A 16,741-nucleotide genomic window follows, 5' to 3' on the forward strand; every position below is an offset into this window, starting at 1 on the left:
AGTGGCAAGGGCGCAAGCAAGTAGCAACGGCTGGTCAGATGCTCTATGCACACCGTGACCGTCACGGCGGTGCCAACCGCAGTGCAGCAGCGAGACTGGCTGAAAACAAAAGAGCCTGCACGGGGCAGGCTCTTGGCAACATCACATCAGGTGATCAGGCAGCTTCGGCAGCCAGTTTCTCGCTCGGGCGGACCACCATGCCTACCACGCAGGCCAGCAGGGTTGGCATCAGCCAGGCGAGGCCCTTGTCGAACAGCGGCAGGAAGGCAAACGCATCCATCTTCATACCGGCAGCACCCAGACCATCCAGGCAACCAAACAAGAAGGCAACCACCAGCACCGCACGGAACACCAGACGAGGACGACCGAAGTAGCCTTTCAGGAAAGTGACCAGCACCAGCGCCACTGCAACCGGATAGATAGCAACCAACACCGGGATGGAGAGGCTGATCAACTGGCTCAGACCCACGTTGGCAACCACGGCACAGATAACGCCCAGCAACACCACCAGCTTCTGGTAGCTGATACCGGTAAGGTTGTGGAAGAAGTCGGAACAGGCGGAGATCAGGCCCACAGCGGTAGTAAAGCAAGCCAGGGTAATGATGGCCGCCAGGATCAGTTGGCCGGGCTGGCCAAACAGACTCAGCACGTAGGCGTTGACGATAGCGCCACCGTTACTGACATCGGTTGCCACGCCCGCAGCGGTGTTACCCAGACGGAATAGGGAAACGTACACCACGCACAGACCAATGGCAGAGATGAGGCCAGCAATCGCCAGATACTTGAACTGGCTCTTGTAGTCGTTGATCCCTTTCTTGCGCAGCAAGTCGACAATCAGGGCACCAAACATCAGGGACGCCAGAGTGTCCATGGTGTTGTAGCCTTCCAGGATCCCTTTCACGAAGGGGCTGTTCTGATAGTCACCGGACGCATCAGGCATGGTGCCCTGCGGCGCCACGAATACCCCGACAGCCAGAGTCAGCAGCAGCAGCATCAGGACCGGCGTCAGGTATTTGCCGATGGCGTCCATCAGCTTGCCCTGGTTCATGGAGACCAGCATGGCGATACCAAAGAAGACCACAGTATAGGCAGCCAGACCCGCTTGACCCATGTCGCCGATGAACGGCTTGAGGCCCATCTCGTAGGCAACAAGACCGGTACGGGGCGCGGCAAAGGCCGGGCCAATGATGATATAGATGGCAACGGCCAGCGCGGTGGCGATACCGGTAGGCAGCAGTTTGGTCATGCCAGCCCAGCCATTGCCAGCTTTGGCCACGGCCAGAATGGTCACTAGGGGCAGGCCCACGGCGGTGACCAGGAAGCCAAACATCGCCAGGGAGAGGTGCTCACCGGCCATGTAACCGGCCAACGGCGGGAAAATGATATTGCCAGCGCCCAAGTAGAAGGCGAAGGTCATAAACCCCAATCCGAGTACATCGGACAATGTGAGTGATTTCGTCAAGTTGAACCTCGTCTGTCTTGTAAATTATTGCTTGTTATAGTTTTTATCGGTCACTGACCGGGTGTGTTCAGGGGGGATAAAAAAAGAGCCCCGCGTGTTTTTTCATCACAACCAGTGGTTTTAGCTGGTCTGGAGCGGGCGCTCGATCTGGAACCAGCATAATGGCGTGAAAAAATAGTTCAAGACGAAATTTACATCTTCAAATAGTAGGGGCTGGTCAGATGGATATATCTGTCGGAATAGCCTCCATCAGCAGAATGGATCACAATACTGCCCCTCTCACACCTGTTTAATCCTCTGCCAAGTAGCAATAAAACGCGATTTGCCTCTTTACCCTCTCTGGTGATAACAGCTGTATAACAAATCCCATGCAGATCATAATGCGCCGAGATGCATAAAATTTCATCGGCCATCGCCGTCGGCAGCACCAGCGCCACCTGCCCGTTCAGGCTCAGCAAACGATCGCAGGCCGCCAGTAATGCGTGGCTGTCGAGGGCGCCGGTATGGCGGGCCAGCGCCCGCGCCGGATCGCTAAATGACTGGCCTGCCAAAAAATAGGGGGGGTTGGAGACGATAAGATCGTAGGGTTCGCCCTGATAATCCTGAATAGCGCGCTCGATAATCGCGACTCGCTCGGCCCAGGGTGATGCCGCCACGTTCTCTCTTGCCTGGGCCGCTGCATCCTTATCCAACTCCACTGCATCGATGAAACAGTCAGATATGCTGCGCTGAGCCAGCATCAGAGCGATCAGACCACTGCCGGTGCCAATATCGAGCACCCGGCGTGCCTGTTCGACCGGCGCCCAGGCACCGAGCAAAATGCCATCGGTGCCCACCTTCATGGCGCAGCGATCGTGGTTGATATGGAACTGTTTGAAGGTAAATCCGCGGCTACGCCCCATCTGGCCCCCGTCATCAGTGAAAATGGTGGGCGATTATAGCGGCTAAGCCACACTCGCCATAGGAGCCGACGAGATAATCGCCTATAATCTGCCGTTTCCTTAATGACCGAGTATTGCCATGAGCCAGTCCTTTGATGATTTCGACCTGAATCCCGCCCTCAACCGGGCCTTGGCCGAGATGGGATTCACCCGCCCCACCACCATCCAGCAGATGGTGCTGGAGCCAGCCCTGGACGGCCGCGATATTCTGGCATCCGCTCCAACCGGTACCGGCAAGACGGCCTCCTTCCTGCTGCCAGCGCTCCAGCATCTGCTGGACTTCCCGCGCCGCAAGCCGGGCCCGTGCCGCATGCTGATCCTGACCCCGACCCGCGAGCTGGCACTGCAGGTAACCGCCCACGCCAAGGCGCTGGCGGCCCACACCAACCTCAGCATCGAGACCATCATCGGCGGCGTCAGCCACGATGAGCAGCTGCCAGCCCTGACCAAGACCACTGATATCGTGGTCGCCACCCCGGGTCGTCTGCTCGAGTACATCGAGAAAGAGGAGTTCGAGAGCCACGACATCGAGGTGCTAGTGCTGGATGAAGCGGACCGTATGCTGGACATGGGCTTTATCAAGGATGTGAACCGCATCGTCGCCGAAGCGCGCTACCGCAAGCACACCATGCTGTTCTCCGCCACCCTGGAAGGGGCGGGTCTGGAGCGATTCGCCAACGAGATCCTCAACAACCCGGTCGAGCTGCACGCCGAGCCGCCGCGCAGCGAACGTCGCCCGATCACCCAGTGGGTGCATCTGGCCGATGACGCCGCCCACAAGCTGGCGTTGCTGATCCATATCCTCAAAGATCCGGAAACCCAGAAGGCGATTGTCTTCGTCAGAACCCGCGAGCGATTGGCCGAGCTCTCTGGCCAATTGCAGGCAGCAGGCATCTCCTGCGCCTGGATCCGTGGCGAGATGGAGCAGAGCAAGCGCGTCGAGTCGATCCGCAAGTTCCACGCCGGTGAAGTCCCCTTCCTGGTCGCCACCGATGTCGCCGCCCGTGGCATCGACCTGCCCAACGTCAGCCATGTCATCAACTATGACATGCCCTATGGCACCGACGTTTATGTGCACCGGATCGGCCGCACCGGCCGCGCTGGCAACCGTGGCTGCGCCATCAGTCTGGTCGAAGCCCATGACATGGCCATCGTCGCCAAGATCGAACGTTATACCGAAGAGCGTCTCAAGCGCCGGGTGATCGACTCCCTGCGCCCCAAGCACAAAGAAGCGCGGGTGCCGGTGAAGAAGAAAAAGCCAAAAGATGGCAAGAAGAAGACCGCAAAGAAGAAAAAGAAGTAATCATCACGGCGTGCCTTCCCTGCCATAGCAAAACGGCCATCCCTCGGGATGGCCGTTTTTCATCTGCTATCTCACCACTCGCGCTATCGCCACCACCCGTAAAAGATGAGGCGATGTAGCGTATTGGCAAGGTAGCGAGTCACGCTCACAGCGTGACTTTTACTGGCTACTGGCGACTTTGCGCATACCGATATGGGGGATATCGTCTTCGATATAACCTTCCCCTTCAGCCACAAAGCCATGCTGACCATAGAAGCCCTGCAGATGGGCTTGGGCGCCGAGCCAGATACTGTGGGCTGGCCAGCACGCTTCGCACGCTTTCACCGCTTCACCCATTAGCTGATGGCCGAGACCGCCCCCTCTCGCCTTGGGCGAGGTGACTACCCGACCGATGGCAACACCACTCTCATCGCCGCCCTGATCAACAATACCGGGTGCCATGATCCGGGCATAAGCGGCCAGATGTTCACCCTGATAACCAAGCAGGTGCCAGACCCCCTCGCGGCGATCCAACCCGTCCAGATCCTGGAAGGGGCAGGTCTGCTCCACCACGAACACCTCGGCCCGCAGTGCCAGCAACTCGTACAACTCATCAGTGGTCAGCTCGGACCAGGGTTTCAGGATCCAGTTCATTGGCAACTCCTTATCAATTCGGCCTGCCAGCATAATCGGGCGGATCTGCGCTGGCATTAACCTTGGTTAAGTTCTTTCAGCCGTTTGCGAATGCGACTAAGACTGACCGGCAGCCGTGATGCCGAAACGAACAGTGTGAGAGGTTGGAAATCTGGTGGCGACACTGCCCCCTCATGGCGAATAGGCGACATTACACCTTGTTAAGCGCTTTCAACCGCTTGCGAATGCGACTCAGGCTGATAGGGGTGATGCCAAGATAGGCGGCGATCTGGTGATCCGGCACTCTGGCGGCCAGCCAGGGGAAGCATTGCAAGAAGTGCTGGTAGCGAGCCTGCGGACTCCCGGTCAACAGCAGCAGCTCTTTCTCCTCTTTGATACGCAGTTGCACGGCAAGCAAGTGCTGATACCAGCCTGACCAACAGGGAAGCTGGCGCAGATCCGTCAGCTGGAAGATTTGCAAACGGCAGGGCTCCAGCGCCTCCACGCTATAGCGGGCGGGCTCGCCACTGAGCAGATGATGGAAATCGAGAAACTCGTCCCCTTCCCAGTAGAACTCCTTGATGTACTCGCGCCCATCCGCCAGCACCACCTTGGCCCGCAGCAGCCCCTGCGCCACCCTGACCAGCAGATCCGGGCTGTCACCGGCGTGCCAGAGGCAGGATCTGGGGGTAAGGGTCAGCGAACGGGCAAAAGAGAGGAGGCGCGTGGCCTCCTGCTCTTCAGTGACCTGCTCCCAACTAAAGGGGGGTCTGTCGGTCATCATGACACTAGCTGCGACGCTGACGCACGGCTTCGAACAGGCAAACGCCAGTGGCCACCGATACGTTGAGGCTGGATACCGCCCCCGCCATCGGAATGCTCACCAGTTCATCGCAATGTTCGCGAGTCAGGCGGCGCATCCCTTTACCTTCAGCCCCCATCACCAATGCCATCGGGCCAGTCAACTTGGCCTGATAGAGGTCATGATCAGCCTCACCCGCAGTACCAACCAGCCAGACACCGCGATCCTGCAACTCACGCAGGCTGCGGGCCAGGTTGGTCACCTGGATCAGCGGCACCACTTCGGCGGCGCCGCAAGCGACTTTACGCACCACCGACGTCAGGCCGCTGGCCTTGTCACGCGGCACGATCACCGCATGGACGCCAGCCGCATCGGCGCTGCGCAGGCAGGCACCGAGGTTATGCGGGTCAGTCACCCCATCCAGCACCAGCAGGAAAGGCTGGGCTTTTTGTTCTACCAAGCTGTCCAGCAAGCTGGCCAGGTCGTGCTCGGCCAGCTTGGGGGCCTCAATCACCTTGGCCATAATGCCCTGGTGATTGTTACCTTCCGCTTTGTCATCAAGGGTCTTGCGGTTCACGCCCTGCACCTTGAGACCGAGGGATTCCAGCTCGGTCAACAGCGGTTGCAGCCGGTCGTCATCGCGTCCCTTGAGGGCCCACACCTCGATGAAACGCTCCGGGGTGCGCTCAAGCAGCGCAGATACAGCGTGAATGCCGTAGATCAGTTCAGTACTCATTTCGTGCTCTTGGCCTTATCACGAGCATTTTTGCTCGGTCGTCTGTTGCTTGGTTTGGCGCGGCTACCCTTGTCGGATTTGCCGCTATCCTTACCCTCTTTGCGTTTATCGTGACGCTGGCCACCCTTGGCAGGCTTGCGCACCACCTCTTTGCCATCCTTGCCGGTGAGTGGCGCTTCCACCATCACGAAGTCAATCTTGCGATCATCCAGGTTGACGCCCATCACCTTGACCCGCACCTTGTCACCCAGACGGTAGCGACGGCGGAAGTTCTCGCCGATCAGCTGCATGTGCAGGGGATCAAACTGGTAGTAGTCGTTGGTGAGGGTGCTGACGTGCACCAGACCATCGATGTGGATGTCGGCCAGACGGACGAAGAAGCCAAAGCCGGTGACGCTGGCGATGACGCCGTCGAACTCGTCACCCACGTGATCCAGCATGTACTCGCACTTGAGCCAGTCGGCCACGTCGCGGGTCGCATCGTCGGCACGGCGCTCGGTCATGGAGCAGTGTTCACCCATCGGGTCCACTTCTTCCAGCTGGTAGTGATAACCACCGCTCGGGGTCCACTTGTTGCGCAGGTTACCCTGTTGCTCCTTGGCCGTCTGATACTTGATCGCCCGGTGCAGGATCAGGTCTGGATAACGACGGATTGGCGAGGTGAAGTGCGCGTAGGACTTCAATGCCAGCCCGAAATGGCCGATGTTGTCAGCCTGATAGATGGCTTGACGCATGGAGCGCAGCAGCATGGTGGAGAGCAGCTCTGCATCCGGGCGCCCTTCAAACTTGGCGGCCAGCTCAGCAAAGTCTTTCGGCTCTGGCTCGAGGCCACCTTTGAGCTCCAGACCCAGTTCGGCCAGAAAATCACGGAAACCGGTCAGGCGCTCTTCGCCCGGACGATCGTGCACCCGGAACAGGGCTGAGGCTTCGTTCTTTTCGATGTAACGGGCAGCGGCAACGTTCGCCTGGATCATGCACTCTTCGATGATCTTGTGAGCATCGTTACGCACCAGTGGCACTATCTGGTCGATCTTGCGCTGGGCGTTGAAGATAAAGCGAGTCTCTTCGCTCTCGAACTCCACCGCTCCGCGCTGATGACGGGCATGCTTGAGCGCCTTGTAGAGCGTGTTGAGCTCTTCGATATGACCCACCAGCGGATCATATTGCTGACGCAGTTTCGCATCGCCATCCAAAATCGCGGCGACCTTGCTGTAAGTCAGCCGCGCGTGGGAGTTCATCACCGCTTCATAGAACTTGTAACCGGACATACGGCCAGATGCGGAGATAGTCATCTCGCACACCATGCACAGACGGTCAACTTGCGGGTTCAGGGAGCACAGACCGTTGGAGAGCACCTCCGGCAACATGGGCACCACGAACTCGGGGAAATAGACGGAGTTGCCGCGCTGATAGGCTTCGGCATCCAGCGCTGTGCCAGGCTTCACATACGCAGAGACATCGGCAATGGCAACCCACAGGCGCCAGCCGCCACTGCGTTTGGCTTTACAGAAGACCGCATCATCGAAGTCGCGGGCATCTTCACCATCTATGGTCACCAGCGGCAATGCACGCAGATCGATACGGCCCTCTTTGGCTTTCTCTGGCACCTGCTCGCCCAAGCCAGCAACCTCTTTGGTCACCTCTTCAGGCCAGGTATGCGGGATGCTGTGAGTGCGCAAGGCGATCTCAATCTCCATCCCCGGAGCCATATTTTCGCCCAGCACATCCAATACAGAACCGACTGCATTGCTGCGGGAGGTAGCGCGCTGGTTGATGCGCACCACCACCACCTGGCTCTGGCGAGCACCTTTATTCTCACCTTCCGGGATGATGATGTCCTGACCGATACGGCTGTCATCCGGCACCACGAAACCAACGCCATTCTCGACGAAGTAACGGCCGACAATGTCTGCCTCACGGGACTTGAGCAGACGCACCAGACGCGCTTCCTGACGACCCTTGCGGTCAATCTCGGTCGGTTGCACCAGCACATAGTCGCCATGCATCAGGCGCTGCATCTCGCGGTTGTTCAAAAAGAGATCAGGTCCACCACCTTCCGGGCGCAGAAAACCGAAACCATCTTTGTGGCCAAGTACAGTACCTTTGACCAGATTCAGACGATCCGGCAAGGCGTAGCATTGGTTACGAGTGAATACCAGTTGTCCATCACGCTCCATGGCACGCAGACGACGGCGCAACGCTTCCAGCGGCTCTTCATCGGTCAGTTTGAGGGCCTTGGCCAACTCTTCCCGAGACATGGGCTTTTCGTGGCCCTTGATGAGTTCCAGCAGCATCTCGCGACTGGCGATGGGATTTTCGTATTTTTCGGCCTCGCGTTGGAGGAAAGGATCTTTTTGAGACATAAGCAGGCCTTAGGGTAGGTAGTAACCCAGACATTATATCGAAGGGGGGGGCGAATGGCATCCATCGACTGCCTTTTGGCCAATCTCTCTGTCATACTGAATCAAGTTTGCTGGCATGATGAGACCAATAACTCATGAGTAAGGATACTTTTGCCCAATCAGCCGCCTATCTCAAACAGGCGGTTCCCTTGATGATCAAGTACCAGATACCCACGACACCGGACAATTACCACCTGTGGTACAGCTATGTTTCGGCCAGCATGCCCGAGCTAAATAAAGCCATTGATCTCGCCGTCAAACAGCAGGGTACCTGCTCTCTGGTCACCTGTGAGCGGCTCTATCATCAGCATCTCGCCGATCAGGATGAGAAACAAATCGAGGCGATAAAGCTCAATCTGGCTGCCATGACCAATGAAATCGGTCACTCCATGCAGGATGCCATCTCCGATACCGGGATGTTTCAGGAGATGCTCGACAAGAGTTTTGGCCGACTCAGCCAGATCGATGAGCAAGGGTTGAGCCTGGAAGACACCATGGCTATCCTGCGGGATCTGGTGCGCGAATCACGGGATGTGCGGATGTCGACCATGCACTTTCGCAACCAGATCAGTAATGCTGAAAAAGAGATCAAAGAGCTGCGCGAGGCACTCAACGAAACCCGCAAGCTGGCCAATGAAGATGCTCTGACCTCCCTGCTGAATCGGCGTGCTTTCGATCTCGAGATTGAGGGACTGATCCGCAGCCAGCAGCCTTTCTCGCTGATCCTCGCCGATATCGACCGCTTCAAAAATTTCAATGACGAATATGGCCACCTGCTGGGTGATCAGGTACTGCGTGCGTTTAGCAAGCGACTGCGAGATGCCTGCCAGGAGGGGGTTAGCGCTTATCGGATCGGCGGGGAGGAGTTTGCCATGCTGGTCCCCCATCGCACTCTTGCTCTGGCCAGACAGATGGCTGAGAGCATGCGCCGCGCCGTCGAGCGGATGTCGATCCTCGATCGTAAATCGGGCCGCCGCATCGATCACATTACAGCGTCATTCGGGGTAGGTGAGTTTAATCGCCAAGAGAACGCAGACTGTCTGGTGGAGCGCACCGATAAATTGCTCTACAAGGCCAAGGAGCTGGGGCGCAACCGGGTGATGCCGCTCCCCTCCTGATTTCATCCCCAGTCCGGCCACCATGCCGACGTAAAAAAGCCAGTCAGATCAACTGACTGGCTTTTTCGTATTCCCTGATCCAGCAGGGGCTGTTCATATCAGCCCCTGAGAAAATCAGCTCAGTACGAAGGATTACTGCTGTACCTCGCTGACACCTTCCACCTTCACATCCACGCGACGATCCGGTGCCAGGCAGACAATCAGCTCACGCTTAGACTTGCTGACGCAGCTGTCGCCGGTAACAGGTGAGGATTTACCACGCCCTTCAACATTGATCTTGGCTGCGGGGATCCCTTTACCAACCAGATAGTTGGCAACGGTCTGGGCACGCTGCTCGGACAATTTCTGGTTGTAGGCGTCAGAGCCGATACGGTCAGTGTGACCAATCACGGTTGCCACACCATCCTTGGGTCGCGCTTCTTCAATCTGGCTGTAAAGGGTATCCAGCGCCTGACTGGCCTGTGGCTTGAGGGTTGCCTTATTGAAATCGAACAGCACATCGGAGCTCAGGGTGAACTGCTTCTCAACCACCACCGGCTCGGGGGCCGGTACCGGAGCAGGCACAGCAGCAACCGGCGCGACCTGGCCAAAACGATAGACTGCAGCCAGTGACAGCAGGCCGTTATCCATTCTCACGCCGGTATCTTCACGGCTGCCGTACGGCGTTGAATACTGGTACTCAAAGCGAGCGGCCCAGTCGCGATTAAAGGCATACTCGGCACCCAGTGCGCCCACCACCACGAAACGACTGTCATCTTTGTAAGCATCGCTCTTGGTGTCAGCCCAGCCATAGCCGCCACCGACACGACCATAAAGATCCAGGCTCTCGGTAACCGGGAAACCCAGTTTCAGGGTCAATTGTGCCAGCTGTGCTTTCACTTCATCACTGAAAGCGCCTGCCGCCGTAGTCGCATCGTATTTGTAATTGCCTAGGTAGTCGTAACCCAGCTCCAGGCCCAGATTCTTGTTGATCTGATAGCCACCAAACACACCTGCGCCCAAGGCATCGTTGGTCTCATTGCCAAGGGTCAGCGCATTGCTTTCATCTACGCCATAAAAATTGGACCAACCCAGTTTGGCACCGCCATACCAGGTGTTATCTTGGCCGGCTGCCTGAGCATTGGCCGCCAGCAGACCGGTAACCAGCAAGGTAATCAATGATTTTTTCATATCTGAGCCTCTGCAATTTTTTATGTAGGAGGAAGTGAGTTGATACCACTTCGTCTTATAGCCACGACCACCAAACGCCATAGTGGCTTATCAAGATTAGCTTGCCTTCAAGCCAATGATATCAATTAACAAAAAACACTCTAACGCAACTTTATTGCAAAGGCAGCAATAAAAAGCCTGTTATTTGAACTGGCAGCGATTAAAAAACGGACACCAAAGGGGGTTGGATCGGGATTAGGGCCAGCGCAAGCTGGCCCTGAATGCTATCAGCGACGGATAAACTCGTAGTGCTGATCGATGAAATCAGCAACTCGCTGGCCCAATGCCTTATGCACCGTCCTGGTCGGATGCACCTGATCCCAGAACATATGCTCATCACAATTGAGCGCAGCTGCGTTGCGTATTGCCTGCGGGCTCACCACTGCCTGTGCCAGGATCGGGTTGCCAGCAATGGCCACCCGCTCGGACAGGCTCAGGGCGGGATCGGCTGCGATACCCGGAGCGCTACCAGAAAACGGCTTCCAGATATAACTGCCGCTATAACATGCTTGTTCTGTATTACTCAGGGCAAATTTCTGTGGCTCTTTCACCATTTCGTCAAACTGCTTGTCTACCTCGAACAACTTCACAATACCGAGGGGGGCCAGCTCACGAGTAAGGCTTTGCAGGCGCTGGTTGTGATAGCTGGCGACATGGCGCACCTTCTCGACGACCTTCATGCTGCGGGCTGACGGGGTCTGCCCCAAATCCGGAATGTTAAACAGCAGGATCTGCCGGGCACCGTTGAGCACCAAGCGGTTCGATGCCAGCCGGACGGTATCGATCACCCGATCCGCATCCCGCTCGGTATTCCAGCCATAGGCCAGATAGTCATTGGCGCCGACCCAGATCACCACCAGGTCATCGGGGCGGAACCTGTCTTTTTTCAGGAACTGATCGATCTCGTAATCGAGGTTGTTGATCACCTGATATTTGGGATCCCAGGACCAGAAACCGAGCCAGCCGTTCAGAGCGCCCTGATGGTTATAGGCCACCGCTGTCGCACCGCCTTCCGCCTCGTTGGCCAATACCAGCCCGGGAAAATGCTGGTCACGCAGCAGCTCCAGCCAGACCGGCCCGTTGCTGAAACGCCCATTGAAGTAGGGCGGGCTGGAGGGGAGATACCCCCTCATCTTCTTGTACATCTTGCCGGTGTCGGAGAGGCTGTCACCAAACATCACGATCCGGGAAAAAGGCTGACGCCCATCTGCCGCCTGAACGGTCAGCGCCATCAACCCCAATAAACAAACAAGCCATTTTTTCATATTGTTATTCTCTTCGATTAAGCAGGTTTGACCTGCGGACTTCCCCTCGAATGACGGCAAGCACGGGAAGAGTCTGCCGCCACTGACTTCTGGTGAAGGCGACAGATTACAGAGCCTGATAAAGTCCCACATGCCTCATCGGCGATGAAATCGCTTGCGCTCACAAAACAGACAATCACACCTGCGCATTTCTTTCACGCTTGTTTCACACCCATCCCTGCACAATGCCATCATACCAACGACAGGAGTATGAAATGAACAAGGCAAGCGCAAGCGTAATCGGACTGTTGACCCTGATGTCTGTCTCTTCTTTCGCCATGGCGGCCTATACCGGCCCGCAAGAGCAGAACAAGGTCTCGGTTGCTCAACTGAAAGATCTGGCCGATGACAGCTGGGCCACGCTGGAAGGAAAACTGGTCAAGCATCTTGGCGGCGAGAACTACCTGTTCCGTGATGCCAGTGGTGAAGTGGAGGTCGAAGTGGATCAGGATGTGTGGCGCGGTACCGAAGTCGGCCCGGATGATCAGATCCGCATCCGTGGTGAAGTGGACCACAGCTGGAACAAGACCGAAGTGGAAGTGAAAACTCTGGAGAAAGTGGGCGCAGCCCCGCAGAGCAAGGGTGGCTTTATCGCCAAATAAGGCGCAACAACCTGCAATTTGGCCAGACGTAAAAAGGGCGCTTGATATCAAGCGCCCTTTTGCATTGGCTCTGGTTAACCCGCACGTCCAACATAGGAGCGTTTGAAGCCTTTCTCGGCCTGATCAACCTTGTAAAGATAACGCCGCGCTTCTGCTTTCGGATGCTGCTCGGTCAGCACCTGGTAGACAGCTTCTGGCGAGAGCCGGTTTATCTTGCCAGGCGCAGCCTTGCGATCCCGCGAGAAGGTGTTGAGCACCCCGCCCGCCCCACCGTTGTAGGCTGAAATCACCGCATAGCGACGGGAACGGGGATCCTCGATATCCACCAGATAGACCGTCTGCAACAAATGCAGATAAGCGGTGCCGACATCAATGTTGTAGGCCGGATTAAACAAGTTCTCCCGGGTCGGTTGACCACTCTTGCCCTTGACCCGCTGGTAGACATCTCGTCCTGCTGTGGCAGGAATGACCTGCATCAGGCCATAGGCGTTAGCGTGGCTCACCGCATAGGGGTTGAAGCTGCTCTCTGTTTTGATCACCGCATAGATCAGGCTCTCGGGCACCTTATATTTACGGGATGCGTCACGAATGATGTTTGCATACTTGTAGCCCCGCTTATCCTCATGGTTTGCCACCATCGGAATATCCACGAAGAAGATGGTGCGGATCCCCAAGGTACGCTTTTTCATTGCCGTACTCAGCAGGTAGTCGGCATAACGCTCGGCACGCCAGTCAAAACGGATCGGCTGACCCAGATTGTCCAGCACCTGACCATACAGGAACGGCTCGCCACCGGGGACGATTTCACGGTCAGAGTAGAGATCCACTTCCGCCGGGTCATCCGGTGTCAGCAAGGTCTCAATGATGGCGCGGCGTAAATGAGCCCGCGGATCCACACTGGATACCGTCTCCACCATGATATGACCACTGGAAAAATCGATATGCGCCCGGCTTTTGTACTGATCCGTGTATTTGACGTAGTCAAACTTGCCGGCAAACAGCGCCTCCCGCCCCCATATTTCGTTCACGTTATGGGAGAGTGCACTAATCATGTGTTCAAAACCGCGAATGTCCTTGCCGTTGACCAGATCGTCATCCTCGCTCCCGTTGGGCTTGGGAGAAGACGAACAGGCAGAGAGAAACAACAAGGTACACAGCAGCCAAAAAATTCGGCCCATAAAATCCTCAAAACGGGCGGACATGCCGCCCATCATTCATTTGTTGCAAACAGGAAGAAGTGTCATCGCCAACAGTAACATCGGGCAATGCCTGCCCCTGTTCACATGTAGCACAGCTGGACGGCTTACTGGCTGGGAGGGGTATAACCGTCGATCTCTACTTCACCCGCATCAAACAGGTAGCTGACCATCTCTTTTTCCAGCAACTGACGATGCTCAAGATTCATCATGTTGAGCTTCTTCTCGTTGATCAGCATCACCTGCTTCTTCTGCCATTCGGCCCAGGCTTCCTTGCTGACGTTGTCAAAAATACGCTTGCCGAGCTCACCAGGATAGAGTTGAAAATCCAGGCCCGGGCCCTCTTTTTTCAAGCGTTGGCAAAATACAGTACGGCTCATGTTGACCTCTATTGTTGTAAGTCCGGATAGGCGAGCAGGCGGGCAGTGGCGGCCGCCAGCCCCACCTCGGCAGGATGGCGTAAGTTATACCAGAGTCGGTGATCGCCTTCCATGAGCCGCAGCGCCGGTGCGCTATCTATCTCGATCAGTAAAGGCTGAATATCGAGGTGGAAGTGACTGAACGTGTGGCGAAAACCGGCCAGTTCCCGATAACCGTGGTGCGCCAGCCCGAGATTTGCCAGCAGACCATCCACCTCGGCCAGCGAGGCCACCTGCGGGAAGCAGTAGAGCCCGCCCCAGATCCCCTGTGGCGGCCGCTTCTCCAGCAGCAGCTCATCGCCATGGCGGATCAGCAGCATGATGCCGTCGCGGGCAGGGATACTCTTCTTGGGCTTGCTGTTGGGATAGGCGGTGGGATTGCCTTGCGACAAGCCCTGGCAATCGGCCCGCACCGGACAGCGATCGCAAGCAGGCTTGCTGCGGGTGCAGATGGTGGCGCCGATATCCATCATCGCCTGGTTGTAGTGCGCCACGCCCAGCTTGGGAGTTAACCGGATGGCGATCTCCCACAGCTCGTTTTCTACCGGTTTCTGACCGGGCCAGCCCGGCAGGGCCAACCAACGAGTGAGCACCCGCTTCACGTTACCATCGAGAATGGCGTGGGGCTGACCGAGGGAGAGCGACAGCACGGCACCAGCGGTGGAGCGGCCAATCCCCGGCAAGGCCATCACCTCGTCAAAGCGCTCGGGGAAGAGGCCGTGGTGGTGATCGCGGATCTGCTGGGCCGCTTTGTGCAGGTTGCGGGCGCGGGCGTAGTAGCCAAGGCCGGTCCAGTGGTGCAGCACCTCGTCGACAGGGGCATCGGCCAGCGCCACCACATCAGGGAAGCGCGCCATAAAACGCTGGTAATAGGGGATCACGGTGGCGACCTGGGTCTGCTGCAGCATGATCTCTGAGACCCAGACTCGGTAAGGAGTCTTCTCCTGCTGCCAGGGCAGGCTCTTGCGACCATGGAGCTGGTACCACTCCAGCACCCGGCTGGCGAAGGTTGATTGATTCACGTTGTTCTCATGTCATTGATATAAAGGGGAACTCTGCGGTTCCTTCGATTCATGCTGGCTGTGCGCACGCCAACAGTGCCCGCAGTGCCGAGCATTGGATTGGGGGCATTGCATAGCACAATGGATTTGGAGCGGCAGCGTAAGGCCTCATCACGCCCAAGTCAAAGCCGCGCTGACCGGTACTGCGGACAGGTCGTGGTCAGGCTGCAAAGACGATATACTCGGCCCCATGATGAATGACGGGAGAGACGGTTTGCAGACTTATCTGGTTGGGGGCGCAGTGCGGGATCGCCTGTTGGGATTGCCGCAGGGCGACAGGGATCATCTGGTGGTCGGTGCCACTGTGGAACAGATGCTGGCGCTGGGTTTTACCCAGGTTGGCCGCGACTTCCCGGTGTTTCTCCACCCCAAAACCCAGCAGGAGTATGCCCTCGCCCGTACCGAACGCAAACAGGGGCAGGGCTACACCGGTTTTGTCTGTCATGCAGCCCCCGATGTGACCCTGGAGCAAGATCTGCTGCGCCGGGATCTCACCATCAACGCCATCGCCGAGGATGATCAGGGCCAGCTCCATGATCCCTACGGCGGCATTGATGACTTGAAAAAACGGCTGCTGCGCCACGTCTCCCCCGCCTTCGCCGAAGACCCGTTGCGCGTCCTGCGGGTAGCGCGCTTTGCCGCCCGCTTCCACGCCCAGGGCTTTGCCATCGCGCCACAAACCCTCACCCTGATGAGCGAGATGACGGCCGCTGGCGAGCTGGCCCACCTCACCCCGGAGCGGGTCTGGAAGGAACTGGAAAAAGTGCTGTTGGGGCCAACCCCGCAGATCTTCTTCGAGGTGCTGCGCCAGTGCGGCGCACTCAAGGCGCTGTTCCCCGAGATCGATGCCCTGTTTGGCGTCCCCGCCCCGGCCAAGTGGCACCCGGAGATCGACACCGGCATCCACACCCTGATGGTGCTGGAGCAGGCGTGCCGGATCTCCCCCGAGCTGACGGTGCGCTTTGCCGCCCTCTGCCACGACCTTGGCAAGGGGATCACCCCCAAAGAGTTCTGGCCGAGCCATCATGGGCACGGCCAGAAGGGGCTACCGCTGATCCGCGCCCTGTGCGAGCGGTTCCGGGTACCCAACGAGTGCCGGGATCTGGCGCTGCTGGTGAGCGATCTGCACACCCAACTCCATATCGCCTTTGAGCTCAAGCCAGCCACCCTGCTCAAGGTGTTCGACAAAGCCGACGCCTGGCGCAGACCGGAGCGTTTTGCGCAGTTACTTGATACCTGCCGCGCCGACTTCCATGGTCGCACCGGTTTTGAGGAGCGGGTCTACGCCGAACCCGATTATGTGGCCGAGGCGCTGGCCGCCGCTCAGGCGGTGCCGGTGAAAGAGATAGTGGCCGCCGGTTTTAAAGGGGAAGAGATCAAGGAACAGCTGGCCAAAAAACGCACCGACGCCATCAGTCGGGTCAAGGATGAGTGGACCTTTATCGAAGAGTAACATCGGCCCCAGAACAGACGGCCGCCCTGATGATGAGCTCCGCAAGGAGAACATCAACAGGGCGGCCGTTTTACATCCAGGTTTACATATCACGTTTACATATGAAGAGGCGCCCCTTGGG

The 16,741-nt window shown here is 57.5% G+C and carries 15 protein-coding genes; 4 read left to right on the forward strand and 11 right to left on the reverse strand.

Annotated features, from left to right (window positions below; all coding sequences use genetic code 11):
- Positions 1-154: 154 nt before the first annotated feature.
- Together brnQ and CF137_RS15300 are read right to left on the reverse strand one after the other, a co-directional pair.
- Positions 155-1,462, reverse strand: a complete 1,308-nt coding sequence (gene brnQ / locus CF137_RS15295) for a branched-chain amino acid transport system II carrier protein (RefSeq protein ID WP_101348156.1) — start codon at positions 1,460-1,462, stop codon at positions 155-157.
- A 191-nt stretch (positions 1,463-1,653) separates the two neighbouring features.
- A complete protein-coding gene (locus CF137_RS15300; RefSeq protein WP_139720060.1) occupies positions 1,654-2,364 on the reverse strand; it encodes a tRNA1(Val) (adenine(37)-N6)-methyltransferase in 711 nt (236 codons plus the stop codon).
- 118 nt (positions 2,365-2,482) lie between these two features.
- Between CF137_RS15300 and srmB the strand changes: the two genes are divergently transcribed.
- Positions 2,483-3,706: an ATP-dependent RNA helicase SrmB gene (srmB, locus tag CF137_RS15305; RefSeq protein ID WP_042019443.1), complete on the forward strand. Its 1,224-nt coding sequence runs from the start codon at positions 2,483-2,485 to the stop codon at positions 3,704-3,706.
- A 159-nt stretch (positions 3,707-3,865) separates the two neighbouring features.
- Here srmB and CF137_RS15310 read toward each other — a convergent pair whose 3' ends face one another.
- The 4 genes from CF137_RS15310 to rnr form a co-directional block, all read right to left on the reverse strand.
- A complete protein-coding gene (locus CF137_RS15310) occupies positions 3,866-4,339 on the reverse strand; it encodes a GNAT family N-acetyltransferase (protein ID WP_139720062.1) in 474 nt (157 codons plus the stop codon).
- 190 nt (positions 4,340-4,529) lie between these two features.
- Positions 4,530-5,102 carry a Crp/Fnr family transcriptional regulator gene (locus tag CF137_RS15315; protein ID WP_139720064.1) on the reverse strand — a complete coding sequence of 191 codons (573 nt, stop codon included), beginning with the start codon at positions 5,100-5,102 and terminating at the stop codon, positions 4,530-4,532.
- Positions 5,103-5,106: 4 nt separating this feature from the next.
- Positions 5,107-5,856, reverse strand: coding sequence for a 23S rRNA (guanosine(2251)-2'-O)-methyltransferase RlmB (gene rlmB / locus CF137_RS15320; protein ID WP_068977609.1), 750 nt, complete (start codon positions 5,854-5,856; stop codon positions 5,107-5,109).
- The gene (gene rnr, locus CF137_RS15325; RefSeq protein WP_042019439.1) at positions 5,853-8,219 is read right to left on the reverse strand and encodes a ribonuclease R; all 2,367 of its coding nucleotides are present in this window, start codon (positions 8,217-8,219) and stop codon (positions 5,853-5,855) included. Before rnr ends, rlmB begins: the two co-directional genes overlap by 4 nt.
- A gap of 134 nt (positions 8,220-8,353) precedes the next feature.
- Between rnr and CF137_RS15330 the strand changes: the two genes are divergently transcribed.
- Positions 8,354-9,376: a GGDEF domain-containing protein gene (locus tag CF137_RS15330; protein ID WP_162515953.1), complete on the forward strand. Its 1,023-nt coding sequence runs from the start codon at positions 8,354-8,356 to the stop codon at positions 9,374-9,376.
- Between the two features lie 132 nt (positions 9,377-9,508).
- Here the strand turns inward: CF137_RS15330 and ompA are convergent, their stop codons facing one another.
- Positions 9,509-10,546, reverse strand: coding sequence for a porin OmpA (gene ompA / locus CF137_RS15335; protein WP_139720067.1), 1,038 nt, complete (start codon positions 10,544-10,546; stop codon positions 9,509-9,511).
- A 266-nt stretch (positions 10,547-10,812) separates the two neighbouring features.
- Entirely contained in the window at positions 10,813-11,850 is a 1,038-nt protein-coding gene (locus CF137_RS15340) for an SGNH/GDSL hydrolase family protein (protein WP_139720070.1), read from the reverse strand.
- A gap of 254 nt (positions 11,851-12,104) precedes the next feature.
- Between CF137_RS15340 and CF137_RS15345 the strand changes: the two genes are divergently transcribed.
- Positions 12,105-12,491, forward strand: coding sequence for a YgiW/YdeI family stress tolerance OB fold protein (locus CF137_RS15345; protein ID WP_101325909.1), 387 nt, complete (start codon positions 12,105-12,107; stop codon positions 12,489-12,491).
- A gap of 74 nt (positions 12,492-12,565) precedes the next feature.
- On the opposite strand, the gene mltC is transcribed toward CF137_RS15345, so the two are convergent.
- The 3 genes from mltC to mutY all read right to left on the reverse strand — a co-directional run bounded on the left by mltC (position 12,566) and on the right by mutY (position 15,128).
- Positions 12,566-13,669, reverse strand: coding sequence for a membrane-bound lytic murein transglycosylase MltC (mltC, locus tag CF137_RS15350; protein ID WP_101326007.1), 1,104 nt, complete (start codon positions 13,667-13,669; stop codon positions 12,566-12,568).
- A gap of 125 nt (positions 13,670-13,794) precedes the next feature.
- Complete coding sequence (locus CF137_RS15355; RefSeq protein ID WP_042019433.1) at positions 13,795-14,067, reverse strand: oxidative damage protection protein; 273 nt, start codon at positions 14,065-14,067, stop codon at positions 13,795-13,797.
- 8 nt (positions 14,068-14,075) lie between these two features.
- On the reverse strand, positions 14,076-15,128 hold the full coding sequence (gene mutY / locus CF137_RS15360) for an A/G-specific adenine glycosylase (protein ID WP_139720073.1): 1,053 nt from the start codon (positions 15,126-15,128) through the stop codon (positions 14,076-14,078).
- A 253-nt stretch (positions 15,129-15,381) separates the two neighbouring features.
- Here mutY and CF137_RS15365 point away from each other — a divergent pair, with 253 nt between their 5' ends.
- Positions 15,382-16,620, forward strand: a complete 1,239-nt coding sequence (locus CF137_RS15365) for a multifunctional CCA addition/repair protein (RefSeq protein WP_139720075.1) — start codon at positions 15,382-15,384, stop codon at positions 16,618-16,620.
- Positions 16,621-16,741: the final 121 nt, after the last annotated feature.

It is taken from the genome of Aeromonas sobria (assembly GCF_006243315.1).
In the GTDB taxonomy this organism is placed as follows: domain Bacteria; phylum Pseudomonadota; class Gammaproteobacteria; order Enterobacterales; family Aeromonadaceae; genus Aeromonas; species Aeromonas sobria_A.